The following is an 18,949-nucleotide window of genomic DNA, read 5'->3' as shown; positions in this document are numbered from 1 at the left end:
CTGAGGTCGCTGTGTCGCGTGGAAGCGAGCTGCTGAGCCCGGCCGGTGGGCGAAGGAAGGCGCTCGACAGACCGGCGCCGTTTCAGCTCGGGGGATACGTGATCGTCAGGCGGGTCATCTTGCGCCACAGCGTGGTCGCGCTGATCCCGAGCACCTCGGCGGCGCGCTCCCGGCTGCCGTCGCACTCCCGCAGCGCGGCCTCGATCGCCTGGCGCTCGGCGCAGTCGACGACGTCGGCGAGCAGCCTGCCGCCGGCTTCGGGCGCGCGCTTCGGCTGCATCGCGGCGGGCAGTACGTCGTCGACGCTGATGACGCCGCCGCCCGAGAGGGCCACCGCCTGCTCGACCATGTTCTCGAGCTCGCGGATGTTGCCGGGGAAATCGTACTGCGTCAGCGCCTCGATGACGCCGTCGGCGGCGCGGGCGCGACATGTCATCTTGCGGTTGTACTTCTCCAGGAAGAACTCCCAGAGGATCGGGATGTCCTCGCGACGTGAGCGGAGCGGCGGGAGCACGAAGCGCGCGACGTTCAGCCGGTAGTAGAGGTCCTGGCGGAACCGCTTCTCCGACACCGCGGTCAGGAGCTCCTGGTTCGTCGCGGCGATGATGCGCACGTCGACGTTGATGGGTTTGTTCTCGCCTACCCTGCGGATCTCGTTCTCCTGGATCGCGCGGAGCAGCTTCGCCTGGAAGGTGAGCGGGGTCTCGGCGATCTCGTCGAAGAAGAACGTGCCCCCGTCGGCCTCCTCGAACAGCCCTTTCCTCGCCGAGATCGCGCCCGTGAACGAGCCTCGCGCGTGGCCGAACAGCTCGCTCTCGAGGAGCGTCTCGCTGATGGCGGCGCAGTTGACCGGCACGAACGGGCGGTCGGCGCGCTTGCTGTTGGCGTGGATGGCCTTGGCGACGAGCTCCTTGCCGGTGCCGCTCTCGCCGGTGATGAGCACCGTCGCGTCGGTCGGCGCGACCTTGACGATCCGGCCGAGCACCTCGCGGACCGCCTGCGAGCGGCCGACGATGTTCTCGAACCGGTAGCGCTCCTTGAACTCGCTGGCGAGCAGCTGCACCTCGCCGGTGAGCTTCCGGTTCTGGATCGCGCGCTCGACCTTCACGAGGAGCTCCTGCTCCGAGAACGGCTTCTGGATGTAGTCGAACGCGCCGAGCCGCATCGCCTCCACCGCGCTCTCGATGGTGCCGTACGCGGTCATCACGATGACCTCCGTGTTCGCGTTCGACTCCTTCACCGCGCGCAGGACGCCGATCCCGTCGAAGCCGCCCATCCGGAGGTCGGTGAGCACGACGTCGTACGCCCCCTTGGCGCCCAGATCGGCGCCCTGGCTGCCGTCCGCGGCTTCATCGACCTCGTACCCGGCGCCACGCAGCATCATCGCGAGCGTGGTCCGCATGTTCCGCTGGTCATCGACGACAAGAATCTTCGACATGGATTTCCCCCGCCGCGCGCATCCTCCTCCGGGAAACGAGCGCGGCGCGACGATCACGACCGACGTGCCGCGCTGGCGCGTAAGCGCGCGAGCACGGTCGTCCGCGGCGCCTTGGACATGCGTCCAGAGCATCGTACGTCAAGCACGACCTCCGCCGCCAGAAGGTGCACGGGGGACGCTCGCTGCGCGAGGGACGACCCCCACCCTACCCTACTCGCGGATCTGCTGGGCGAGGTAGGCGGTCTCGCCGAGCTTCTCGATCAGCCCGATTTGTGTTTCGAGCCAGTCGATGTGCTCCTCCTCGGACTCGAGGATCTTGGCCAGGAGATCCTCGCTGGTGCGATCCCCCTTGTCGCGGCAGAGGGCGATCGCCGAGTTGAGCCGCTTGACCGCGTGGTACTCGAGATCGAGGTCGCTCTTGAGCTGCTCCGGCACGCTCTGCCCGATGTGCAGGGTGTCCAGGCGCTGCAGGTTGGGCAGCCCATCGAGGAAGAGGATGCGCTCGATGATCGCATCAGCGTGCTTCATCTCGTCGATCGACTCGGCGCGCCCGTGCGCAGCGAGCGTGACGAAGCCCCAGTGCGAACACATCTTCGCGTGCAGAAAATACTGGTTGATCGCAACGAGCTCTCCGGCAAGCACCTCGTTCAACGCATCAACGACGTCTTTTGCACCCTTCATCGGACCCCTCTCGCGCTCATGCCTGTCGTGCGGACCCCGCCCCTGTTGGGGCGGGGGGACGCTGGCTGGAACGCCAGCGCCCCGCACAAATGCGCGAGGTCCGTGGAGGTGCGCAAGAAGTTTCTAAGGAAATAGGTGCCACCGCCGTCGCTTCCGACGGAAACCAGGGCATCGAGGCTGTTGCCGGTCAATCCGGAGGATCAAGCTGCGCTGGAGACCGGCGCCATCACCAGGCGACGCGGCGTCGAGGCGCCATCGCGCTCGCCGACAAGCTCGGCGATCGTCGGCCGACAGGAGCCACACCGCGTACCGGCGCCCGTGCACTCCATGACCTGCGAAACAGAGCAGGCGCCCTCGCTCATCGCTTCACGAATCTCTCGATCACAAACGCCCATGCAGAGGCAGACGTACATGCAGACCCCCGGCTACGTAACGGGTGGGATTGATATTGAACATAGCTTTCAATATCGGAGCGTCAAGGGGAATGTCGCCCGGGCGGATCGCCGAGTTGGCTCGTGGTTCGAGATCCCCTTGGATCGAGCCAGCAGCGCTCGATCGAACGCGCCGAGCAGCGCTCGGTCGGTCGAGCGCCACAGGAGCGTCGGAGGAAGAGGGATCGGGCAGGGATGCAGCCGGTCAGACCGGCGGAAGATGACGCCGCGCGAGCGCGGCCGGGAGGCGAGGCGCGAACGCACGCCCAGCGCGGAGCGGTCGGCCGCGTGACGGCGTCACATCGTGAGGCCGCCGTCGACGTCGATGCAGCGACCGTTGAAGTACTCGCACTCGATCACGAAGCGCACGGCCTGCCAGATGTCCTCGGGCACGCCGATGCGGCCCACAGGGATCATGGCGACCAAGGCGTCGCGCGCCTTCTGGTGCATGCCCTGCGTCATGGGCGTCTCGATCATGCCGGGCGCAACGGCGCCGACGCGGATGCCGAACGGCGCGAACTCGAGCGCCCAGGTCTTCGTGTTCGCCGCGAGCGCGCTCTTCGCAGCGGTGTAGCTCGACTGGCCTCGGTTGCCGTGGCGCGCGATGGAGCTGATGTTGACGATGACGCCCTTCTGCTCGGTCTCGATCATCTTCGCGACGACCTCGCGGACCATGAGCGTTGCCCCCGTCAGGTTGACGTCGATGACGGCCTGCCACTGCGCCGCGCTCAGCTTGACGACCGCGCCCGTCTGGCGGTCCTTCTTGACGAGCAGGCCGTCCCGCAGGATGCCCGCGTTGTTCACGAGGCCGTTCAGGCCGCCCATCGCCTCGTGCGCGAAGCGGACGAACGCCTCCACCTCGGCCTCCACCGCCACGTTGACCGCCCGCGCGTGGACCTTGCCGGCGAGCCCCTTGCTCGCCTCGACGAGCGACGCGAGCCCCTCCTCGTTCATGTCGCCGGCGGCGACCTGGCCCCCGAGCTCCGCGAGCCGCAGCGCATAGTGGCGACCCAGCCCCTGGGCAGCACCTGTGACGACGAACTTCGTGTCCTCGAGTCGCATGATCGCACTCCTCCAGGGATCGCTCCCGATCACCGTGTCGAGCGCGCCGTCTACCACGACACCGCCTCGAGGCGGCGGACGACGTACGACGTCGCAGCGCGCCACCAACGCCCGCAACCCCCGCCTGGCCTGCAGGCCCCCGCGCAATCCGTGTAACCGCGCAACCCGCGTAACAGCGCAACCCGGGCAACAGCGCGGTCGCCGCTTGCGCCGGGTGGCATCGATGTTATTCAGCGCCCATGAGGTCGATCGCGCTCGCCGCCGTGTGCGCCGGCATCCTGACGCTCGCGCCTGCATGTGACCGCGCCCCCCCGGTGCCCGAGACCTCCGATCCGACGGGCAAGGATCTGGTGATCGGCGCCGTGGTCGCAGCCGCCGAGCAGAGCGGAGGGATCCGCATCTACAAGATCGTCGAGGTGGAAGAGCTGCCCGCGCCGTTCGGGTCCGATCTGCACATGATCGCCTACGATCCGAAGGCGCAGAGCTTCGAGGAGGCCGCGGAGCTCCGTCGCAAGGGGAAGCTGACCGTCGCGAAGGACCACATGACGGTCCGGCTCGTGTATTTCCTGCCGCGCGACCACCGGGTGATCAGCAACGAGCCGGTCAGCGACGACGAGCGGGCCCCGTATCTCCGCTCGTTCCAGAGCCGGCAGCGCTGACCGGCATCCGCCGGCGGGCGGCGAGGCGCCCGCGCGTCAGCGCGCTGTGCGGAGCAGCTCGCCCAGCCGCTCGATCGCCTGGCTGTGCAGCCGGCTCGCCCAGCTCTTGCTGATCCCGAGATCCTGCGCGATCTGATCGAAGCGTTCGTCGTCGAAGTAGTGGCGCTCCACGAGGGTGCGCTCGCGCTCCGGGAGCTCGCGCACGGCGTGACGCACGGCCTGCGCGAGCTCGGCGCGAGAGGCGCGCTCCTCCGGGTCGTCCGCGGCGTCGGGGACGGCGGCGACCTCCCCGTGACTCGAGAGCAGGCCGAGCGCCATCGCGGCCGCATGCCCGGCGAGCAGATCGCCGAGCCGCGCGGCGTAGGCCTCCTGCGTGGCAGGCGCGTCGGCGTCGTCGTCCGCCCCGCGTCCCTCGGCGAAGCGCGCCGACGCAGCGAGCGCGCTGGCCCGCGCGGCCGCGGACCGCCAGCGCGTCTCCCTCCGGACGCCGTCGAAGATGGCCCACCGGAGCTTCCGCTTGGCGTAGGCCTCGAAGGTGGATCGGCTCGGATCGTGCGTCCGCACGATCTCGAGCAGCGCCGGGTGCCCCAGCGCGACGAGGTCCTCCACCGGGATCCGGCGGCCCAGACGGCGTGCGATGCGCTTCGCGACCAGCTGAAGCAGGTCGAGCCCCTCGGCGAGGAGCCGGTCTTCCGGAGTGCGCACCGCTATCCCGCCTTGGCGCGCCCCGCTGCGCCGAGCACCCCGAACGCCCGCTCGCCGCTCTCGTCGACCTCGCGCGGATGCGCGCGCCGCAGGAGGCGGCTCGCCTCCTCGTCGTGCAGCAAGACCTCCACGAGCTGCTCGCGCATCCACGCGATCTCGTGCGCGGGCAGGCGCCCCACGTAAGGCGCCACGGCGGCGTCGACCTGAGCGGCGATCCAGGGGTCATCGAGGAGCGAAGCGTCCATGGGAGACGCCCATTATATCTCCGCCGAGCGCGCCGTCATCCGCCGCTCGCCGCGTCGCCGAGGCGTCATTTGGACGGCGGGGGCGCGTTGAGGCAGGCCTCGAACGCCCTGACGGTCCGCGCGTCGAACGCGCACTTGAGCGACCTCGGATCCACGCTCTTGCCGACGTTCTGCTCGCACGACTGCGCGTACTGCTCCCCCAGCGTGGCCGCGACGGCGTCGATCTTCTTCTCGGTCTCGCCCCGCTGCTCCGCCGTGAGCTTGGCGCTGAGCGCCGCGACCTGCTCCGAGCGCGTGAGCACTGTGAGCCGCTTGCCCAGATCCACGCAGTCGCCATGCATGAGCGCGTAGTCGTCGGGCACCGAGTCGTCGCGACGCGGCGGCGCCGGCGCCGCGGCGCCCGGCTCCGCGTCTGCCTCCGGCGTCGCGGCGCCCTGGGCGGCGTCGTTCGTGGGCTCGGCCGCCGGCGCCCGCTCCTCCGGCCGCGCTGGCTCGGGCTGCTCGATCGTGGGCGGCGAGGCCCCTCCGCACCCGAGCAGCAACGTCGACAACGGACCCATGACCATGATCAAGGAAAGAGCTCTCCCCATGCAGCGAGGGTTGATCGGCTCGCGCCGGGCGTCCATGGCGCGCCGGGCGCGCTCGGCGCTGCGCGGCGGATCGAGAGACGCCTCGGCTTGCCGCGCTTGCCGCGAGGGTGCACGGGCCGCCTTGGCAGGCTCCGTGCAGGGCGCACCGTGACGACAGGTCGGCCTCGCCGGCCATGTCGCCTGTCCGTGCGGAGGCGGGAGCATGCGGTCGCTCTGGATTGTTCTCGTCCTGGTGCTCGGCTCGGCGTTGCTGCTTCAGGTGATGGCGGCGTCCGACGGCCGGATCCCCTACGCGCGCTTCCGCTCGCTCGCGGAGAGCGGAGAGCTCGCCGAGATCGAGATCCGGGACGACATGTACATCGGACGCGCGGTGCCCGGCCTGAGCGCGCGTGCGCCGCAGAGTTACCGCACGGGGCGCATCGAGCAGACCGAGAAGGATCTGCTCGCCGCTCTCGACCGGCGAGGGATCCCGTACACGCGCGTCGCGGACGAGCTGGGGCTGCCGCCGTACCTCTGGCTGCTGCTGCCGCTCGCCGGTCTGGCGGCGATGGGCCACCTCGTGTCGCGCCGTGCGACGACGGCAGGGACCATCTCGGGCGCCGCGACCGCCTTCGGCAAGCACAAGGCGCGGCTCTACGAGGAGCGGGGCGCGATCGCGACGTTCCGCGATGTCGCCGGCAACGCCGAGGCGAAGACGGAGCTCGGCGAGATCGTCGACTTCCTCAAAGCGCCCGAGCGCTACGAGAAGCTCGGCGGGCGGATGCCCAGAGGGGTGCTCCTCGTGGGGCCGCCCGGCACGGGCAAGACGTTGCTCGCTCGGGCGATCGCGGGAGAGGCGAGCGTACCCTTCTTCAGCGCAAGCGGGTCGGAGTTCGTGGAGATGTTCGTCGGCGTCGGCGCCGCGCGCGTGCGCGACCTCTTCTCCCAGGCGCGCGAGAAGGGGCCCTGCCTCGTGTTCATCGACGAGCTCGATGCGGTCGGCAAGGTGCGCGGCCTCGGCGGGTCCGTCGGCGGCCACGACGAGCGGGAGCAGACGCTCAACCAGCTCCTGACCGAGATGGATGGGTTCGACGCGCACACGGCCATGGTCGTGATCGCCGCGACGAACCGCGCCGAGATCCTCGATCCGGCGCTGCTCAGGCCAGGGCGGTTCGACCGCCGGGTGCACATCGATCGGCCCGACCTCGCCGAACGGAAGGAGATCCTCGCGGTGCACGCGAGGAAGGTGGCGCTCGATCCTGGCGCGGATCTCGACGCCGTGGCCGCGCAGACCGCGGGGCTCGTCGGCGCCGACCTCGCGAACATCGTCAACGAGGCGGCGCTGCTCGCGGCGCGGCGCGGCGCGGAGGCGGTGGGACAGAGCGATCTGGAGGCGGCGCTCGAGCGCGGGCTCGCCGGGATCGAGCGCCGTGGCAGGCGGCTCGGAGCGCGCGAGAAGCTCGTCGTCGCCTACCACGAGGTGGGGCATGCGCTGACCGCCTCGCTGCTGCCGACGCAGGATCCGGTGCGCAAGGTGTCCATCGTGCCGCGGGGGCCGGGCGCGCTCGGGTACACGATCCAGCAGCCGCGCGAGGATCGTTACCTGTGGAGCCGGCAGGAGATCCTCGATCGGCTGGTCGTGCTGCTGGGCGGGCGCGTCGCCGAGGAGGAGGCCGTCGGAGACCTCTCGACCGGCGCGCAGGACGATCTGCTCAACGCGACCGAGCTCGCGCGTCGCATGGTCCGCGAGCTCGGAATGGGCCAGGGGGTCGGGCTCTCGGCGCTCGAGCCGCGCCGGCCGCTGTCGTTCCTCGGCGAAGCGCAGGGCGCGATGCCGTCCGGCGCAGGGCCGCGGGAGTGCAGCGACGCGACCGCGCGCGCGATCGACGCGGAGGTCGCGCGGATCCTCGCGGACGCGGAAGCGCGGGCGCGCGCTTTGATCCAGGGGCACCGGCCGACGCTCGAGCGCGTCGCCGCCCGGCTCTACGAGGTCGAGACCCTGAGCGGCGATGAGCTCAGGGAGATGGTGGCAAGAGGGGAAGCCTAGAGCAGCCGGTCAGTCGACGCTCCGCAGCGCGCGGGACAGATCGAAGCCCGCGGCGTCATGGTGATAGACGACGCGGAGCACGCGGCCGCGCAGCAGCTCCCGCGGCACCGCCCCCATCGCCCGGCTGTCGAGCGAGGCGGCGCGGTTGTCGCCCATCACGAAGAGGTGGTCCGGCGGGACGACGACCGGACCGAACGCGTCGAAGTCGGGCTCGCCGGCCGCGTGTGTGACCTCGCCGAGGTGCTCCACCCTCGTGCCGTCCCCGAGCTGCTCGAGGGCTTGCGCCGCACCGTCGACGTACAGCACGCCTTGCCGGAGCATCACCGTCTGGCCCGGGAGCGCGATCACCCGCTTGACGAGGAGGGTGGACCCGCCGCGCGGATCCGCGAAGAGCACCACGTCGCCGGCGCTCGGCCCGCTGCGCTCGAACAGGTAGTGTTCCGTGAGCGGGACGCGGAGCCCGTAGGCGACCTTGTCGACGAGGATGCGATCGCCCGGGGCGATCGTCGGCCACATCGAGCCGGTGGGCACGTGGTACTGGTCCGCGAGGGTCGAGCGACCCAGCGTGAGGATCGCGAGCGCCGCGAGGATCTTGAGGAGGCTCCGCCCGAACGGCGCGACCGTCTGGTAGGCGCGCCGCGCGAGCGCGCGATCGGATCGAAGCATGAAAAGTCCGGCCTTGTCGGGCTGGAGGCACACCGCCGCGGCCTCCACCGCCGGCCGGGGAACGCTGGGCTCGCTCATCTCTGGCGGGGCTAGCATCCGCGCTCGAGACAAGCCAGCTTCGCTGCATGCACGGCTGCACTTCATCGACTGCACCACTCTCCCAAGCTCTGGGCCGCCTCACACTCTGCGGATCAATGTCGCGTCATCCGGTAACGACAGGGGCCGCCATGCACCTCGCCGGCTACCGCGCGCTGGGACTCGATTTTACCTATATCCCTTTTGCGGTGACCGATGTTGAAGGCGCCACGCGCGGGATGCGGGCGCTCGGGATCCGCGGCCTCGGCGTGTCGATGCCTTACAAGCAGGCGGTAATTCCATTGCTCGACGAGCTCGATCCCGTCGCCGAGCGGATCGGCGCGGTCAACACCATCGTGAACAACGACGGGCGCCTCAGGGGCTACAATACCGACTGGATCGGCGCGGTGCGGGCGCTCGAGGAGGTGACGCAGCTCGGGGGCGCGCGGGTGCTGCTCCTCGGCGCCGGCGGCGCGGCGCGCGCGGTCGCGTTCGGGCTCGCGGAGCGCGGCGCCAGCGTCACGGTGGCGAACCGCGATCTCGAGAAGGCGCGGCAGCTCGCGGCGGCGGTCGGCGGGGCGGCCGTGCCGCTCGACGCAGCGGCGCTCTCGCCCGACCACGGCGTCCTCGTGAACGCCACGTCGCTCGGCATGGCCGAGGTCGATCCGCGAAGCCCTGTCCCGGAAGAGGTATTGCGGGACGGTCTCCTGGTGATGGATATCGTGTACAAACCGATGATCACGGAGCTCGTGGCGGCGGCGCGTCGGCGCGGAGCGATCGCCGTTCACGGCGGGAGGATGCTCCTCCACCAGGCTGCAGAGCAGTTCCGGCTGTACACCGGGCGGGAGCCGCCGCTCGATGCCATGGACGAGGCGCTGCGCGCTCAGCTCGGCTGACGCGCGGAGCCGCCGCTCGACGCCACGGACGAAGCGTCGCGCGCTGAGCTCGGCTGACGCGCGCGACGTCCCGCGCCAGGCTCGCGCTGTCCGGCCGGCCAGGGCGAGCGGCGATCGCCGCTCTGCGCCGTGCGCACGGCCTCCGGAGCAATGGCCAAGGACGGGCGCCACGCGTAGGCTTCGGGCGATGGTCTCGTTCGAGATACGCGCAGCCGTGACCGGCGACGAGGAACAGCTCCTCTATGTCGCGCGCCACCTGAACTCGGTCAACCTGCCGAACAACCGTGACGCAATCCACGAGATCGTCGCCGAGAGCCACAAGAGCTTCAACGGGGCGATCCAGGATCCCCGCCTCCGCCAATACGTCTTCGTGCTCGTCGACCTGACGAAGGGCGACAAGGGCATGATCGTCGGGACGTCGATGATCATCGCGCAGCTCGGCCGGCGCGGCATCCCCTACATCTTCTTCGACGTGCTCGACGAGGAGAAGTACTCGGCCACGATCGACAAGCACTTCCATCATACCGTGCTGCGCATCGGCTACTCGTACAACGGCCCCACGGAGATCGGCGGGCTCGTGCTCATGCCGGAGTACCGGCAAGGGCCCGAGCGGCTCGGCACGATGATCTCCTATGTTCGCTTCCTCTACATGGCCGCGCGATCCGCGCTGTTCCAGGACGAGATCCTCGCGGAGCTGATGCCCCCCCTCGAGCCGGACGGGACAAGCCACCTCTGGGAAGCGCTCGGGCGCAAGTTCACCGACATGAGCTATGCCGACGCGGATCTCCTCTCCAAGAAGAACAAGGAGTTCATCAAGGGGCTCTTCCCGGAGGGGACCATCTACGCCTCGCTGCTGCCCGAGGACGCGCAGCGCGTGATCGGGAAGGTCGGGGCGCAGACCCGGGGGGTGGAGAAGCTGCTCCGCCGCGTCGGCTTCCGCTATGCCCACAGGGTCGATCCGTTCGACGGAGGGCCGCACTTCACCGCCCGCATGGACGAAATCTCGCTCGTGCGCGATACGCGCCGGGCGAAGGCGGGCCGCCCGTTCACCCCGAGCCCGTCGGATCCGAAGGGCATCCTCGCGATAGAGCGCCCAGACGCCCCTTACTTTCGCGCGGTCGCCGCGAGCCTCCGCGATGAGGGAGAGCTCGGCATGGCGATCGCCGAGGACGCCTGGAAGCACCTCGAGCTCCAGCCTCGCTCGCCGATCTGGGTCCTGCCGATGCCGTGACAGGGCGCCTGCGCTCCACATCCAGCGCGCGCAAGAGCAACGGATCAGCCCGCCTGCGCGCCACGTCCACCAGCGGATCAGGTCGCCTTGCATCGCGACGATTCTGTTGCTACAGAATTAACAGAAGCTTTCACGAGCGGTTCGGAGGACCATGACCCTTGGATTGGACCTCGATTTCGGGCGCTTGCCCGCGCTGGAGCGGAGGGAACGCTGGCCCGGGACACCGAGGGAGGATGCCGGCGCGGAGAGGGCCCCCGAGGCAAACGGCGGCGCGGAGCCCAGGCTCTCTGGGCGGGAGATGCGTATCGCCGCCGCGCTCGCCGAGGCGGCGATGCCGCCCGGCCGCTTCCTCGACGGCGCGGGCGCCGCGACCGCCAGCCGACTCGCGGCCTGGCTCGGCTCGATCCCGCCGCACCTGGCGCAGGGGGTGCGCGCGGCGCTGTGGGCGATAGAGCTCGCTCCCCTTCCGTTCCGGCTCAGGCCGCTGTCGGCGCTGCCGCTCGAGGAGCGGATGGCGGTGCTCCGCGGCTTCGAGCAGAGCCGGGCGCGGACGCTGCGTTCGCTGCTCCGCGCCGCGCTCACGCCGCTCAGGTTCGTCCACTACGACCGGCCCGAGATGTTCAAGCACGTCGGCTGCCGCTACGAGCTGCCCACGGTGCGCGACGAGGCGCCGCGCTGGCTCGCGCAGGTGACCGACGGGCGCGAGGTCGAGGAGGACCTGGAGCTCGAGTGCGAGGTCCTCGTGATCGGCACCGGCGCCGGCGGAGCGGCCGCGGCTTACGAGCTCGCGTCGCGCGGACACGCGGTGCTCATGCTCGAGGAGGGCGACTTCCACCGCCGCTCGAGCTTCACCGGACGGCCCGCGCGCGCTTACCGGGAGATGTACCGCGACCACGGGCTCGACATGACGCTCGGCAACGTGAATATCCCGGTGTTCGCGGGGCGCGCCGTCGGAGGGAGCACCGTGATCAACTCCGGTACTTGCTACCGGGCTCCGGAGAGCACCTTCGCGTCGTGGCGAGACGGCATGGGGCTCCCTGCGGAGTTCTCGTCCGGCGGGCTCTCTCCCTATTACGAGCGCGTCGAGCGCATGCTCCAGGTCGCCCCCGCCGACCCGCTGCACCTCGGGGCGATCGGGCCGATCGTCCGGCGCGGGGCGGAGCGGCTCGGGCTGCGGCACGGGCCGCTCCAGCGCAACGCGCCGGACTGCGATGGGCAGGGGATCTGCTGCTTCGGCTGCCCAACGGGGGCCAAGCGCTCGACCGACGTGAGCTATGTGCCCGAGGCGCTGAAGCGGGGCGCGCAGCTCATCACGGCGGCGCGGGTCAGGACGATCGATGTCGTGGCGGGCCGCGCGCGGGGGGCGACTGCCGTGCTCGGGGGGGACACGAGGGCCGGAGGCCACGGCGGCCGCGCGGCGAGCGGCGCAGGGCGGGGGCCGCGGCTCGTGGTCAGGGCGGAGGCCGTCGTCGTGGCCGGCGGCGCGCTGATGACGCCGCTGCTCCTGCGCCGGAGCGGAGCGTGCCTGTCGAGCGGCGCGCTGGGAAAGAACCTCTCGATCCACCCGGCGTCGAAGGTGATGGCCCTCTTCGATGAGCGGATCGATCAGTGGCAAGGCATCCCGCAGGGCTACCAGATCGACCACTTCGCCGATGAAGGGCTGATGTTCGAGGGAGGCTCGCTCCCGTTCGACGTCGCCGCGCTGGCCGTGCCCTGGACGGGACATCGCTACACGGAGCTGATGGAGCGGTATCCGCACCTCGCGACGTTCGGGTTCATGATCAAGGACACGAGCCGCGGCGAGGTGAGGCCCGGGATCGGCGGCACGCCGCTCGTGCTCTACACGATGAACCGGGAGGACGTCGCCAAGATGCAGCGCGGGGTCGAGCTGCTCTGCGAGGTGTTCCTGGCCGCGGGGGCGCGGCGCGTCCTGCCGCTCGTCGCCGGCTGCGACGAGGTGAACGGCCCCGCGGACCTGGAGCGGCTCAAGGCGCGGCAGGTCAAGGCCGGGGACCTCGACGTGGCCGCGTTCCACCCGCTCGGGACGTGCCGTATCGGGGTGGATCCGCGGTCATCGTGCCTCGGGCCGGACCACCAGGCGCACGACGTCGCCGGGCTCTACGTGTGTGATGGAAGCGCGATCCCCTCGTCGCTCGGCGTGAACCCGCAGATGACCATCATGGCCATGTCGCTGCGCGCGGCCGAGCTCCTGAGCGAGCGGCTATCCGGCTGAGCCGTCGCGGTACCCGAGGGCCGCGGCGCGCTCGCTGCCGATGCGATCGCTCTCGATCGTCCCGTCGCGCATGGTCACCACGCGCGGCATCGACTCGGCGAAGCTGAGGTTGTGCGTCACCACCACGATCGTGGTGCCGTGCTTGCGGTTCATCTCGAAGAACAGCTGGTGGATCGAGTCGCTCGTCGCGGTGTCGAGGTTCCCGGTCGGCTCGTCGGCGAGGAGGAGCTTCGGCGACAGGACGAGCGCCCGCGCCAGGGCCACGCGCTGCTGCTCGCCGCCCGACAGCTCTCCCGGCCGGTGCGTCGCGCGCGCCGCGAGCCCGACCTCGGCGAGCAGCGACCGCGCGAGCGGCTCCATCTCGCGGCGCGTCTTCCCCTGGATGAGGCCCGGCATCATCACGTTCTCGACCGCGTTGAACTCAGGGAGCAGGTGGTGGAACTGGAAGACGAAGCCGATCGTCCGGTTCCGGATCGCCGCGAGCCGCGAGCCCGGGAGGCCGGTGAGCTCGTCGTTGCCGAGGCGGATACGGCCGCTCGTCGGGAGGTCCAGCGTGCCGATGCAGTGGAGGAACGTGCTCTTGCCGGCGCCCGAGGGGCCCACGAACGCCACGACCTCGCCCTGGTTGATGACGATGTCGATGCCGCAGAGCACGTGGAGCTCGCGGCCCATGTGAACGAACGTCTTGCGGAGGTCTTCGACGACGACGAGCGGAGTGGACATGGAGTGATTACTCGTAGCGGAGCCCGTCGACCGGAGAGAGCCTCGAGGCGGCGCGGGCCGGGTAGATGGTGGCGATGGTGCAGATGAGCATCGACGCGACCGCGACCATCGCGTAGTCGGAGAGGTTCACGTTCACGGGCAACCGGTCGATGTAATAGACGTCCGGATCGAGCCGGACACCGAACCAGTACAGGCCCGTGCAGACCGCGAGCGCGGTGCCGACACCGTAGATCGTGCCGATGGCGCCGATGATCACGCCCTCGAGCATGAACACGCGCATCACCGCGTTGTCCGAGGCGCCCAGCGCCTTCAGGACGGCGATCTCCTTGCCCTTCTCGGTCACCATGAGGAGCAGCGTGCAGACGATGCAGAAGCTCGCGACCGCGATGGCGATGGACAGGATGATGAACGTCGCGATCTTCTCCAGCTTGAGCGCGCTGAAGAGGTTTTTGTTCATCTCCATCCAGTCGCGGACGCGGAGCTGCGGCGGCGGCTTGCCTCCCTCCGGCGCCTCGTCGAGCGCGGCGCTCGCGGCGACGGCCGCCTCCACGGCCGGGCGGACCTCCTGCACCCGCTCGGGATCCGGGACCCGGATGTCGATGTGGGTGATCTTGTCGTCGAGGCTGAAGAACTTCTGCGCCTCTTCCATCAAGACGTACGCGTGCGTGACGTCGTACTCGTACATGCCGCTATAGAAAATCGCCGCGACGCGGAACTTGCGGGAGCGCGGCATCACGCCGGTGGGGCCGAGCTCGCCCATCGGCGACAGGAGGGTCACCTCGTCCCCGACGAGCACGTGGAGCGATTTCGCGAGCTCGCGGCCGATGATGACGCCCGGGTACACGCGCGTCTGCTGCTTCAGGTAGTCACGCACCGACGGGTCGACGTCCGTGGGCTGGCGGAAGTCCGGCCCCTTGAAGTACGGCTCCCCGCCCGGACCTCGACCGATGATCTCCTCGGGAGGCAGGCTCGTCAGCTTCTCGGGCTCGCGCAGGTAGTCGAAGCTGCCGACCTCGATGTTCTTGGCGAGGTCGATGACCTGCCCGATGGTGTCCGGATCGATGCCGCGGACGAGCGCGCCCGCGGTGTTCGAGGCGCTGGAGCCCATCGCCTCGCCGGCCGCGACCGGGGTCGCGGCGCCTCCGTAGGGCGCGAGCGCGACGCGCACCTGGGTGAGCTTGTCGTCCCAGTTGCCGAAGCCGCCAGGGCGGGAGGCGTCGACGACCATGTGCGCGTTGTTGCCGAGGATCTTGCGCTTCAGGTCGGCGCCGAAGCCGCCCATGATGCTCGTCACCGAGCACAGGGCGCACGAGCTGACCGCGACACCGGCCATCGACAGGACCGAGATGACCGTGAGAAAGCCGCTCTTCGAGGCGCGCACGTGGCGCGCGGCCACGTGGGGCACGAAGCTCCGGCGCTCGAGCGCGTCGAGGGCGATCGGCAGGAGCGCCGACAGCACGAAGAACAGGAAGACGACGCTCGAGACGAGCGCGGTGAAACGGATGATCTGATCCGTGGGATTGAACGACGCGCCCTTCCCGACGGGCATCCTGGCCGTGAGCGTCGCGGTGACGCCGAACGCCACGCCCACGAGCGCGCCCCACCACCAGCCGAGCGCGCGATAGAGCCCCTTGCGGACAGGGCGGCTCCCGGCGACCAGATAGCCCGCGCCCGCGCCGAACAGGATGCCTCCAAGGATCCACCTGAAGGTCGGCTGGATGGGCAGGACCGCGACCCAGAGGACGACGATCGCGAGCGCGGCGAGCAGGGACATCGCGCCGAGCACGCGGAGCCCCACGCGGGCCTTGGACCCCCACCTGCCGGAGAGCCACCGGGCGTTGTCCGCACCCGTCCTGGCCCGAAACAGCCGAAGGGCCCCGGCCACGACCAGCGCGGCGACGAGCGGGGCGATCCTCTCCGTATTGCTCGCGAAGAAGGAGCCGATGAGCGCGAGGCCCTTCGCGCGCCCGCTGGACGCGACGAGCGTGAGCGCGAGCAGGCTGGCGCCCGTGAGAGCGACCACGACCCCGACGCGCACGACGCCGGGACGCCGCGGCTCCAGCTCGCCCTTCTTGTCGAAGCGGGTGTAGCCCCGCCAGGCGAGAAGGACGATGCCCAGAGCGACGGCGGCGAGGAGCGCGGCCTGCAACGACCTGGAGAGCTCGATCACGCGTCGGTCTCGGGACGGAGGAGCGGGAACAGGATGACGTCGCGGATGGAGGTCGCGCCGGTGAGGAGCATCGTCAGGCGATCGACACCCATGCCGAAGCCCGCCGTCGGCGGGAGGCCGTGCTCCAGGGCGCGGACGTAGTCGGCGTCGTAATCCATCGTTTCCTCCTCGCCCCGCGACTTCTTCTCGACCTGCGCGCGGAAGCGCGCGTCCTGGTCCTCGGGGTCGTTGAGCTCGCTGAAGGCGTTGCAGAGCTCGCGGCCGTCGATGAAGAGCTCGAAGCGGTCGACCAGCGAGGGATCGCTGTCCTTCTTGCGCGCGAGCGGGGAGACCTCGAAGGGATAGTCGATGATGAAGACAGGGACGCTCTTGTCGCCCGCCTCCGTGCGGTAGTCCCTCGTGAGGAACGGCTCGACCACGTACTCGTAGGCGCAGAAGATGAGCTCGCCAGGCGACTCGCACTTCTTCGCGCCCGCGCGGAAGTTCGTCCAGTCGATCTCGCGCCCGCTCGCCTTCGCCGCCTTCGCCCACTCCTTGATCGGGGCGTCGTCCGCGGCGACGCGCTGCGGGACGTCGGCCGGCAGGCCCGACTTCGACAGGGCGCGGGCGATCCCCTCGGCCATGGGGACGCGCTCGAAGCGCTCGAGCGAGTACGTGCGCTGCGCGGCCCAGGCCGCGTGCTCGGCCGGGAGCCGCTCGGCGAGGCGGGCGTCGACGTGGCGGAGCATCGCCTCGGTGGCGTCCATCAGCGTCTCGTACGTCGCGTACGCCTGGTAGTACTCGAGCATCGTGAACTCGGGGTTGTGCCGCGTCGACAGCCCCTCGTTCCGGTAGCAGCGCGCGATCTCGTAGACGCGCTCGAAGCCGCCGACGACGAGCCGCTTCAGGAAGAGCTCCGGCGCGATGCGCATGAAGAGCCCGAGGTCGAGCGCGTTGTGGTGGGTCTTGAACGGCTTCGCGGCCGCGCCGCCGACGAGCGTGTGCATCGTCGGGGTCTCGACCTCGAGGAAGCCGCGGGTGTCGAGGAACTCGCGCAGCGCGGCGACGATCGCGGTGCGGGCGCGGAAGACCCCCGCGACGTGCGGGTTGGCCACGAGATCGACGTACCGCATGCGGTAGCGCGACTCGACGTCCTTGAAGCTCGTCTTGGTCGGCAGCGGGCGGTAGGCCTTCGTGAGCAGCCGGAGACGCTCGGCGCGGATCGAGAGCTCGCCCTTCTGCGTCGCCATCGCGACGCCGCGGGCCTCGACGAAATCGCCGAGGTCGACGTCCTCCAGCCGCTCGAAATCGGCGAGGCTCCCCTGCTCGCAGTAGAGCTGGAGCTCGCCGGTTCGGTCGCGCAGCCGGACGAAGGTGACGCCGCCGAACGAGCGCACGAAGAGGACCCGGCCCGCGACGCGGAACGGGACCGGCTCGACGCGCGCCGGATCGTAGCGATCCGCCGCGGAGGAGGCGGATCGCTCGGGCGCCGCGCCCTCGGGCCTCGGCTCGGCCGCGGCCCGCGCCCCGTCGAAGCGGGCGCGGACGGCCGCGAGCTCGACGAGCGGCTCGCCCTCCGTGACGTCGTTGGCGAACGGGTTGTCGCCGCGGGCGCGGAGGCGGGCCGCCTTCGCCTTGCGGGTGGCGATCAGCGTCTCCTCGGCGCGCGCGGCCTCGGCGGCCTCCTTCACGAGCCGCTCGGTCTTCTTGTCATTCGGTCTGTCTTTTTGCTGGCTCACGGAGCGTCGTCCTCCGCGACGGAGCCGCCCTTCCTGAGCGAACCGCCGGCCGCGGCGAGCAAGTAGGCCTCGATGAAGCCCTCGAGATCGCCGTCGAGGACGGCGTCCACGTCGGTGGCCTCGGTGGAGGTGCGCACGTCCTTGACGAGCCGGTAGGGCGCGAGGACGTAGTTCCTGATCTGGCTGCCGAAGTTGATAGCGCTCTTCGCGGCGTTGTAGGCCTGGACCTCGGCATCCCGCTTCTGGAGCTCCATCTCGTACAGCTTCGCCTTGAGGACCTTCATCGCCATCGCGCGGTTCTGGTGCTGGCTGCGCTCGGCGCGGCACACGATGTTGAGGCCGGTCGGGAGGTGCCGCAGGCGAACGGCGGTCTCGACCTTGTTCACGTTCTGCCCGCCCTTGCCGCCGGCGCGCATCGTCGTGATCTCGATGTCCTTCTCGTTGACCTGGATGTTGATCTCGTCGTCGCTGTCCGGGGTGACCTCGACGGCGGCGAACGCGGTCTGGCGCGTGTGATCGGCGTTGAACGGGCTCATCCGCACGAGGCGGTGGACCCCGGCCTCGGAGCGCAGATAGCCGTAGGCGGCGTCGCCGCTCACCGTGAGGGTGACGGCGTCGATGCCGGCCTCGTCGCCGTCCTGGTAGTCGATGATCTCCGTCTTGTACCCGCGGCGCTCGCAGAAGCGCAGGTACATGCGGAGGAGCATGGACGCCCAGTCCTTCGCGTCGGTGCCGCCGGCGCCCGGGTGGATGCTGACGATGGCGTTGCCGCGGTCGGCGGGGCCGGACAGCATGCGATCGAGCTCGACCTTGCGCAGGCGCCCGGCGATGGCGTCGGCCTGCGCGTCGGCGTCGGCGATGACGCCCTCGTCGCCCTCGGCAGCGCCGAGCTCGAGGTACTCCGCGAGATCCTCGATCTCGCGGCCGAGCCGCTGCGCCACCTCGAGCTTCGACTCGACCTGGGCGCGCTTGCGGAGGACGGCTTGGGCCTTTTCCTGATCGTTCCAGAACCCCGACGACAGCGTCGTCTGGGTCAGATCCTGGAGCATCCGTTCGAGCTTGGGGACGTCAAAGATGCCCCCTTAGCGCCTCAAAGCGCCGTTTGATGTCGAGGACTTTCTCGCGGGTCTCGGAGAGCATGGCCGGGGATCTATTCGATCTGGGCGGCGATCGCCAGGAGAGACGCCAGGCGAGACCGCCGCGCGCGGGCGGACCGAGGCGGCTCCACGCCGGCCCCAGGTCGGCTCCGCGTCGGGCGCGCCGGCGACGCGCTCGTCAACGCGGCGCGCAGGCGGGAGAGGTGCGGCGGATGACCCGGCGCCGCGGATTCCTTGGCCGTGGACCGCGTCACGACCGCCGGGCGCCCCGAGGCCGCGCGAGCTCCGAGCTTCCCGTCCAGC

At 70.3% G+C, this 18,949-nt stretch carries 17 protein-coding genes; 5 read left to right on the top strand and 12 right to left on the bottom strand.

All coding sequences use genetic code 11. From position 1 onward, the window contains the following. Nucleotides 1-82 precede the first annotated feature (82 nt). The 4 genes from WMF39_RS08935 to WMF39_RS08920 all read right to left on the bottom strand — a co-directional run bounded on the left by WMF39_RS08935 (nt 83) and on the right by WMF39_RS08920 (nt 3,612). Nucleotides 83-1,438 (bottom strand): sigma-54-dependent transcriptional regulator, encoded by a 1,356-nt coding sequence (locus tag WMF39_RS08935; RefSeq protein WP_437745120.1) that lies wholly within the window; start codon nt 1,436-1,438, stop codon nt 83-85. Nucleotides 1,439-1,648: 210 nt separating this feature from the next. Next, the gene (bfr, locus tag WMF39_RS08930) at nt 1,649-2,119 is read right to left on the bottom strand and encodes a bacterioferritin (protein WP_012234283.1); all 471 of its coding nucleotides are present in this window, start codon (nt 2,117-2,119) and stop codon (nt 1,649-1,651) included. A 200-nt stretch (nt 2,120-2,319) separates the two neighbouring features. After that, on the bottom strand, nt 2,320-2,532 hold the full coding sequence (locus WMF39_RS08925; protein ID WP_012234282.1) for a (2Fe-2S)-binding protein: 213 nt from the start codon (nt 2,530-2,532) through the stop codon (nt 2,320-2,322). Nucleotides 2,533-2,847: 315 nt separating this feature from the next. Next, nucleotides 2,848-3,612, bottom strand: coding sequence for an SDR family oxidoreductase (locus WMF39_RS08920; protein ID WP_012234280.1), 765 nt, complete (start codon nt 3,610-3,612; stop codon nt 2,848-2,850). Between the two features lie 239 nt (nt 3,613-3,851). On the opposite strand from WMF39_RS08920, the gene WMF39_RS08915 reads away from it, so the two are divergent. Further along, nucleotides 3,852-4,271, top strand: coding sequence for a hypothetical protein (locus tag WMF39_RS08915; protein WP_437745119.1), 420 nt, complete (start codon nt 3,852-3,854; stop codon nt 4,269-4,271). A gap of 36 nt (nt 4,272-4,307) precedes the next feature. Here the strand turns inward: WMF39_RS08915 and WMF39_RS08910 are convergent, their stop codons facing one another. From WMF39_RS08910 to WMF39_RS08900, 3 genes are all read right to left on the bottom strand, one after another. After that, nucleotides 4,308-4,976, bottom strand: a complete 669-nt coding sequence (locus WMF39_RS08910; protein ID WP_437745118.1) for a sigma-70 family RNA polymerase sigma factor — start codon at nt 4,974-4,976, stop codon at nt 4,308-4,310. A 2-nt stretch (nt 4,977-4,978) separates the two neighbouring features. Then, nucleotides 4,979-5,221, bottom strand: a complete 243-nt coding sequence (locus WMF39_RS08905; protein WP_012234278.1) for a hypothetical protein — start codon at nt 5,219-5,221, stop codon at nt 4,979-4,981. A 65-nt stretch (nt 5,222-5,286) separates the two neighbouring features. Continuing rightward, nucleotides 5,287-5,781: a hypothetical protein gene (locus WMF39_RS08900; protein WP_437745117.1), complete on the bottom strand. Its 495-nt coding sequence runs from the start codon at nt 5,779-5,781 to the stop codon at nt 5,287-5,289. 232 nt (nt 5,782-6,013) lie between these two features. On the opposite strand from WMF39_RS08900, the gene ftsH reads away from it, so the two are divergent. Then, nucleotides 6,014-7,837 carry an ATP-dependent zinc metalloprotease FtsH gene (ftsH, locus tag WMF39_RS08895; protein ID WP_437745116.1) on the top strand — a complete coding sequence of 608 codons (1,824 nt, stop codon included), beginning with the start codon at nt 6,014-6,016 and terminating at the stop codon, nt 7,835-7,837. Between the two features lie 9 nt (nt 7,838-7,846). On the opposite strand, the gene lepB is transcribed toward ftsH, so the two are convergent. After that, a complete protein-coding gene (gene lepB / locus WMF39_RS08890; protein WP_437745115.1) occupies nt 7,847-8,581 on the bottom strand; it encodes a signal peptidase I in 735 nt (244 codons plus the stop codon). Between the two features lie 149 nt (nt 8,582-8,730). Here lepB and WMF39_RS08885 point away from each other — a divergent pair, with 149 nt between their 5' ends. From WMF39_RS08885 to WMF39_RS08875, 3 genes are all read left to right on the top strand, one after another. Beyond that, the gene (locus tag WMF39_RS08885) at nt 8,731-9,474 is read left to right on the top strand and encodes a shikimate dehydrogenase (protein ID WP_437745114.1); all 744 of its coding nucleotides are present in this window, start codon (nt 8,731-8,733) and stop codon (nt 9,472-9,474) included. A gap of 187 nt (nt 9,475-9,661) precedes the next feature. After that, the gene (locus WMF39_RS08880) at nt 9,662-10,705 is read left to right on the top strand and encodes an arginine N-succinyltransferase (RefSeq protein WP_437745113.1); all 1,044 of its coding nucleotides are present in this window, start codon (nt 9,662-9,664) and stop codon (nt 10,703-10,705) included. A 151-nt stretch (nt 10,706-10,856) separates the two neighbouring features. Next, complete coding sequence (locus WMF39_RS08875) at nt 10,857-12,938, top strand: FAD-dependent oxidoreductase (RefSeq protein WP_437745112.1); 2,082 nt, start codon at nt 10,857-10,859, stop codon at nt 12,936-12,938. On the opposite strand, the gene WMF39_RS08870 is transcribed toward WMF39_RS08875, so the two are convergent. The 4 genes from WMF39_RS08870 to prfB all read right to left on the bottom strand — a co-directional run bounded on the left by WMF39_RS08870 (nt 12,927) and on the right by prfB (nt 18,689). Further along, nucleotides 12,927-13,661, bottom strand: coding sequence for an ABC transporter ATP-binding protein (locus tag WMF39_RS08870; RefSeq protein WP_272101325.1), 735 nt, complete (start codon nt 13,659-13,661; stop codon nt 12,927-12,929). The two genes, WMF39_RS08875 and WMF39_RS08870, sit on opposite strands and share 12 nt — an antisense overlap. 7 nt (nt 13,662-13,668) lie before the next feature. Beyond that, the gene (locus tag WMF39_RS08865) at nt 13,669-15,831 is read right to left on the bottom strand and encodes an FtsX-like permease family protein (RefSeq protein ID WP_437745111.1); all 2,163 of its coding nucleotides are present in this window, start codon (nt 15,829-15,831) and stop codon (nt 13,669-13,671) included. After that, complete coding sequence (gene lysS, locus WMF39_RS08860) at nt 15,828-17,549, bottom strand: lysine--tRNA ligase (RefSeq protein ID WP_437745110.1); 1,722 nt, start codon at nt 17,547-17,549, stop codon at nt 15,828-15,830. Before lysS ends, WMF39_RS08865 begins: the two co-directional genes overlap by 4 nt. After that, nucleotides 17,546-18,689, bottom strand: a protein-coding gene (prfB, locus tag WMF39_RS08855) for a peptide chain release factor 2 (RefSeq protein ID WP_437534213.1) whose coding sequence is annotated in 2 segments (ribosomal slippage) — nt 17,546-18,619 and nt 18,621-18,689 — 1,143 coding nt in all. Because the reading frame shifts where the segments join, the coding sequence is not laid out codon by codon here. The genes lysS and prfB overlap by 4 nt, the downstream gene beginning before the upstream one ends. Nucleotides 18,690-18,949: the final 260 nt, after the last annotated feature.

The organism is Sorangium sp. So ce1504, assembly GCF_051521635.1.
Lineage (GTDB): Bacteria > Myxococcota_A > Polyangia > Polyangiales > Polyangiaceae > Sorangium > Sorangium cellulosum_B.
The sequence above is the reverse complement of the archived record's forward strand: the minus strand, read 5'-3'. Positions and strand labels throughout refer to the sequence as shown.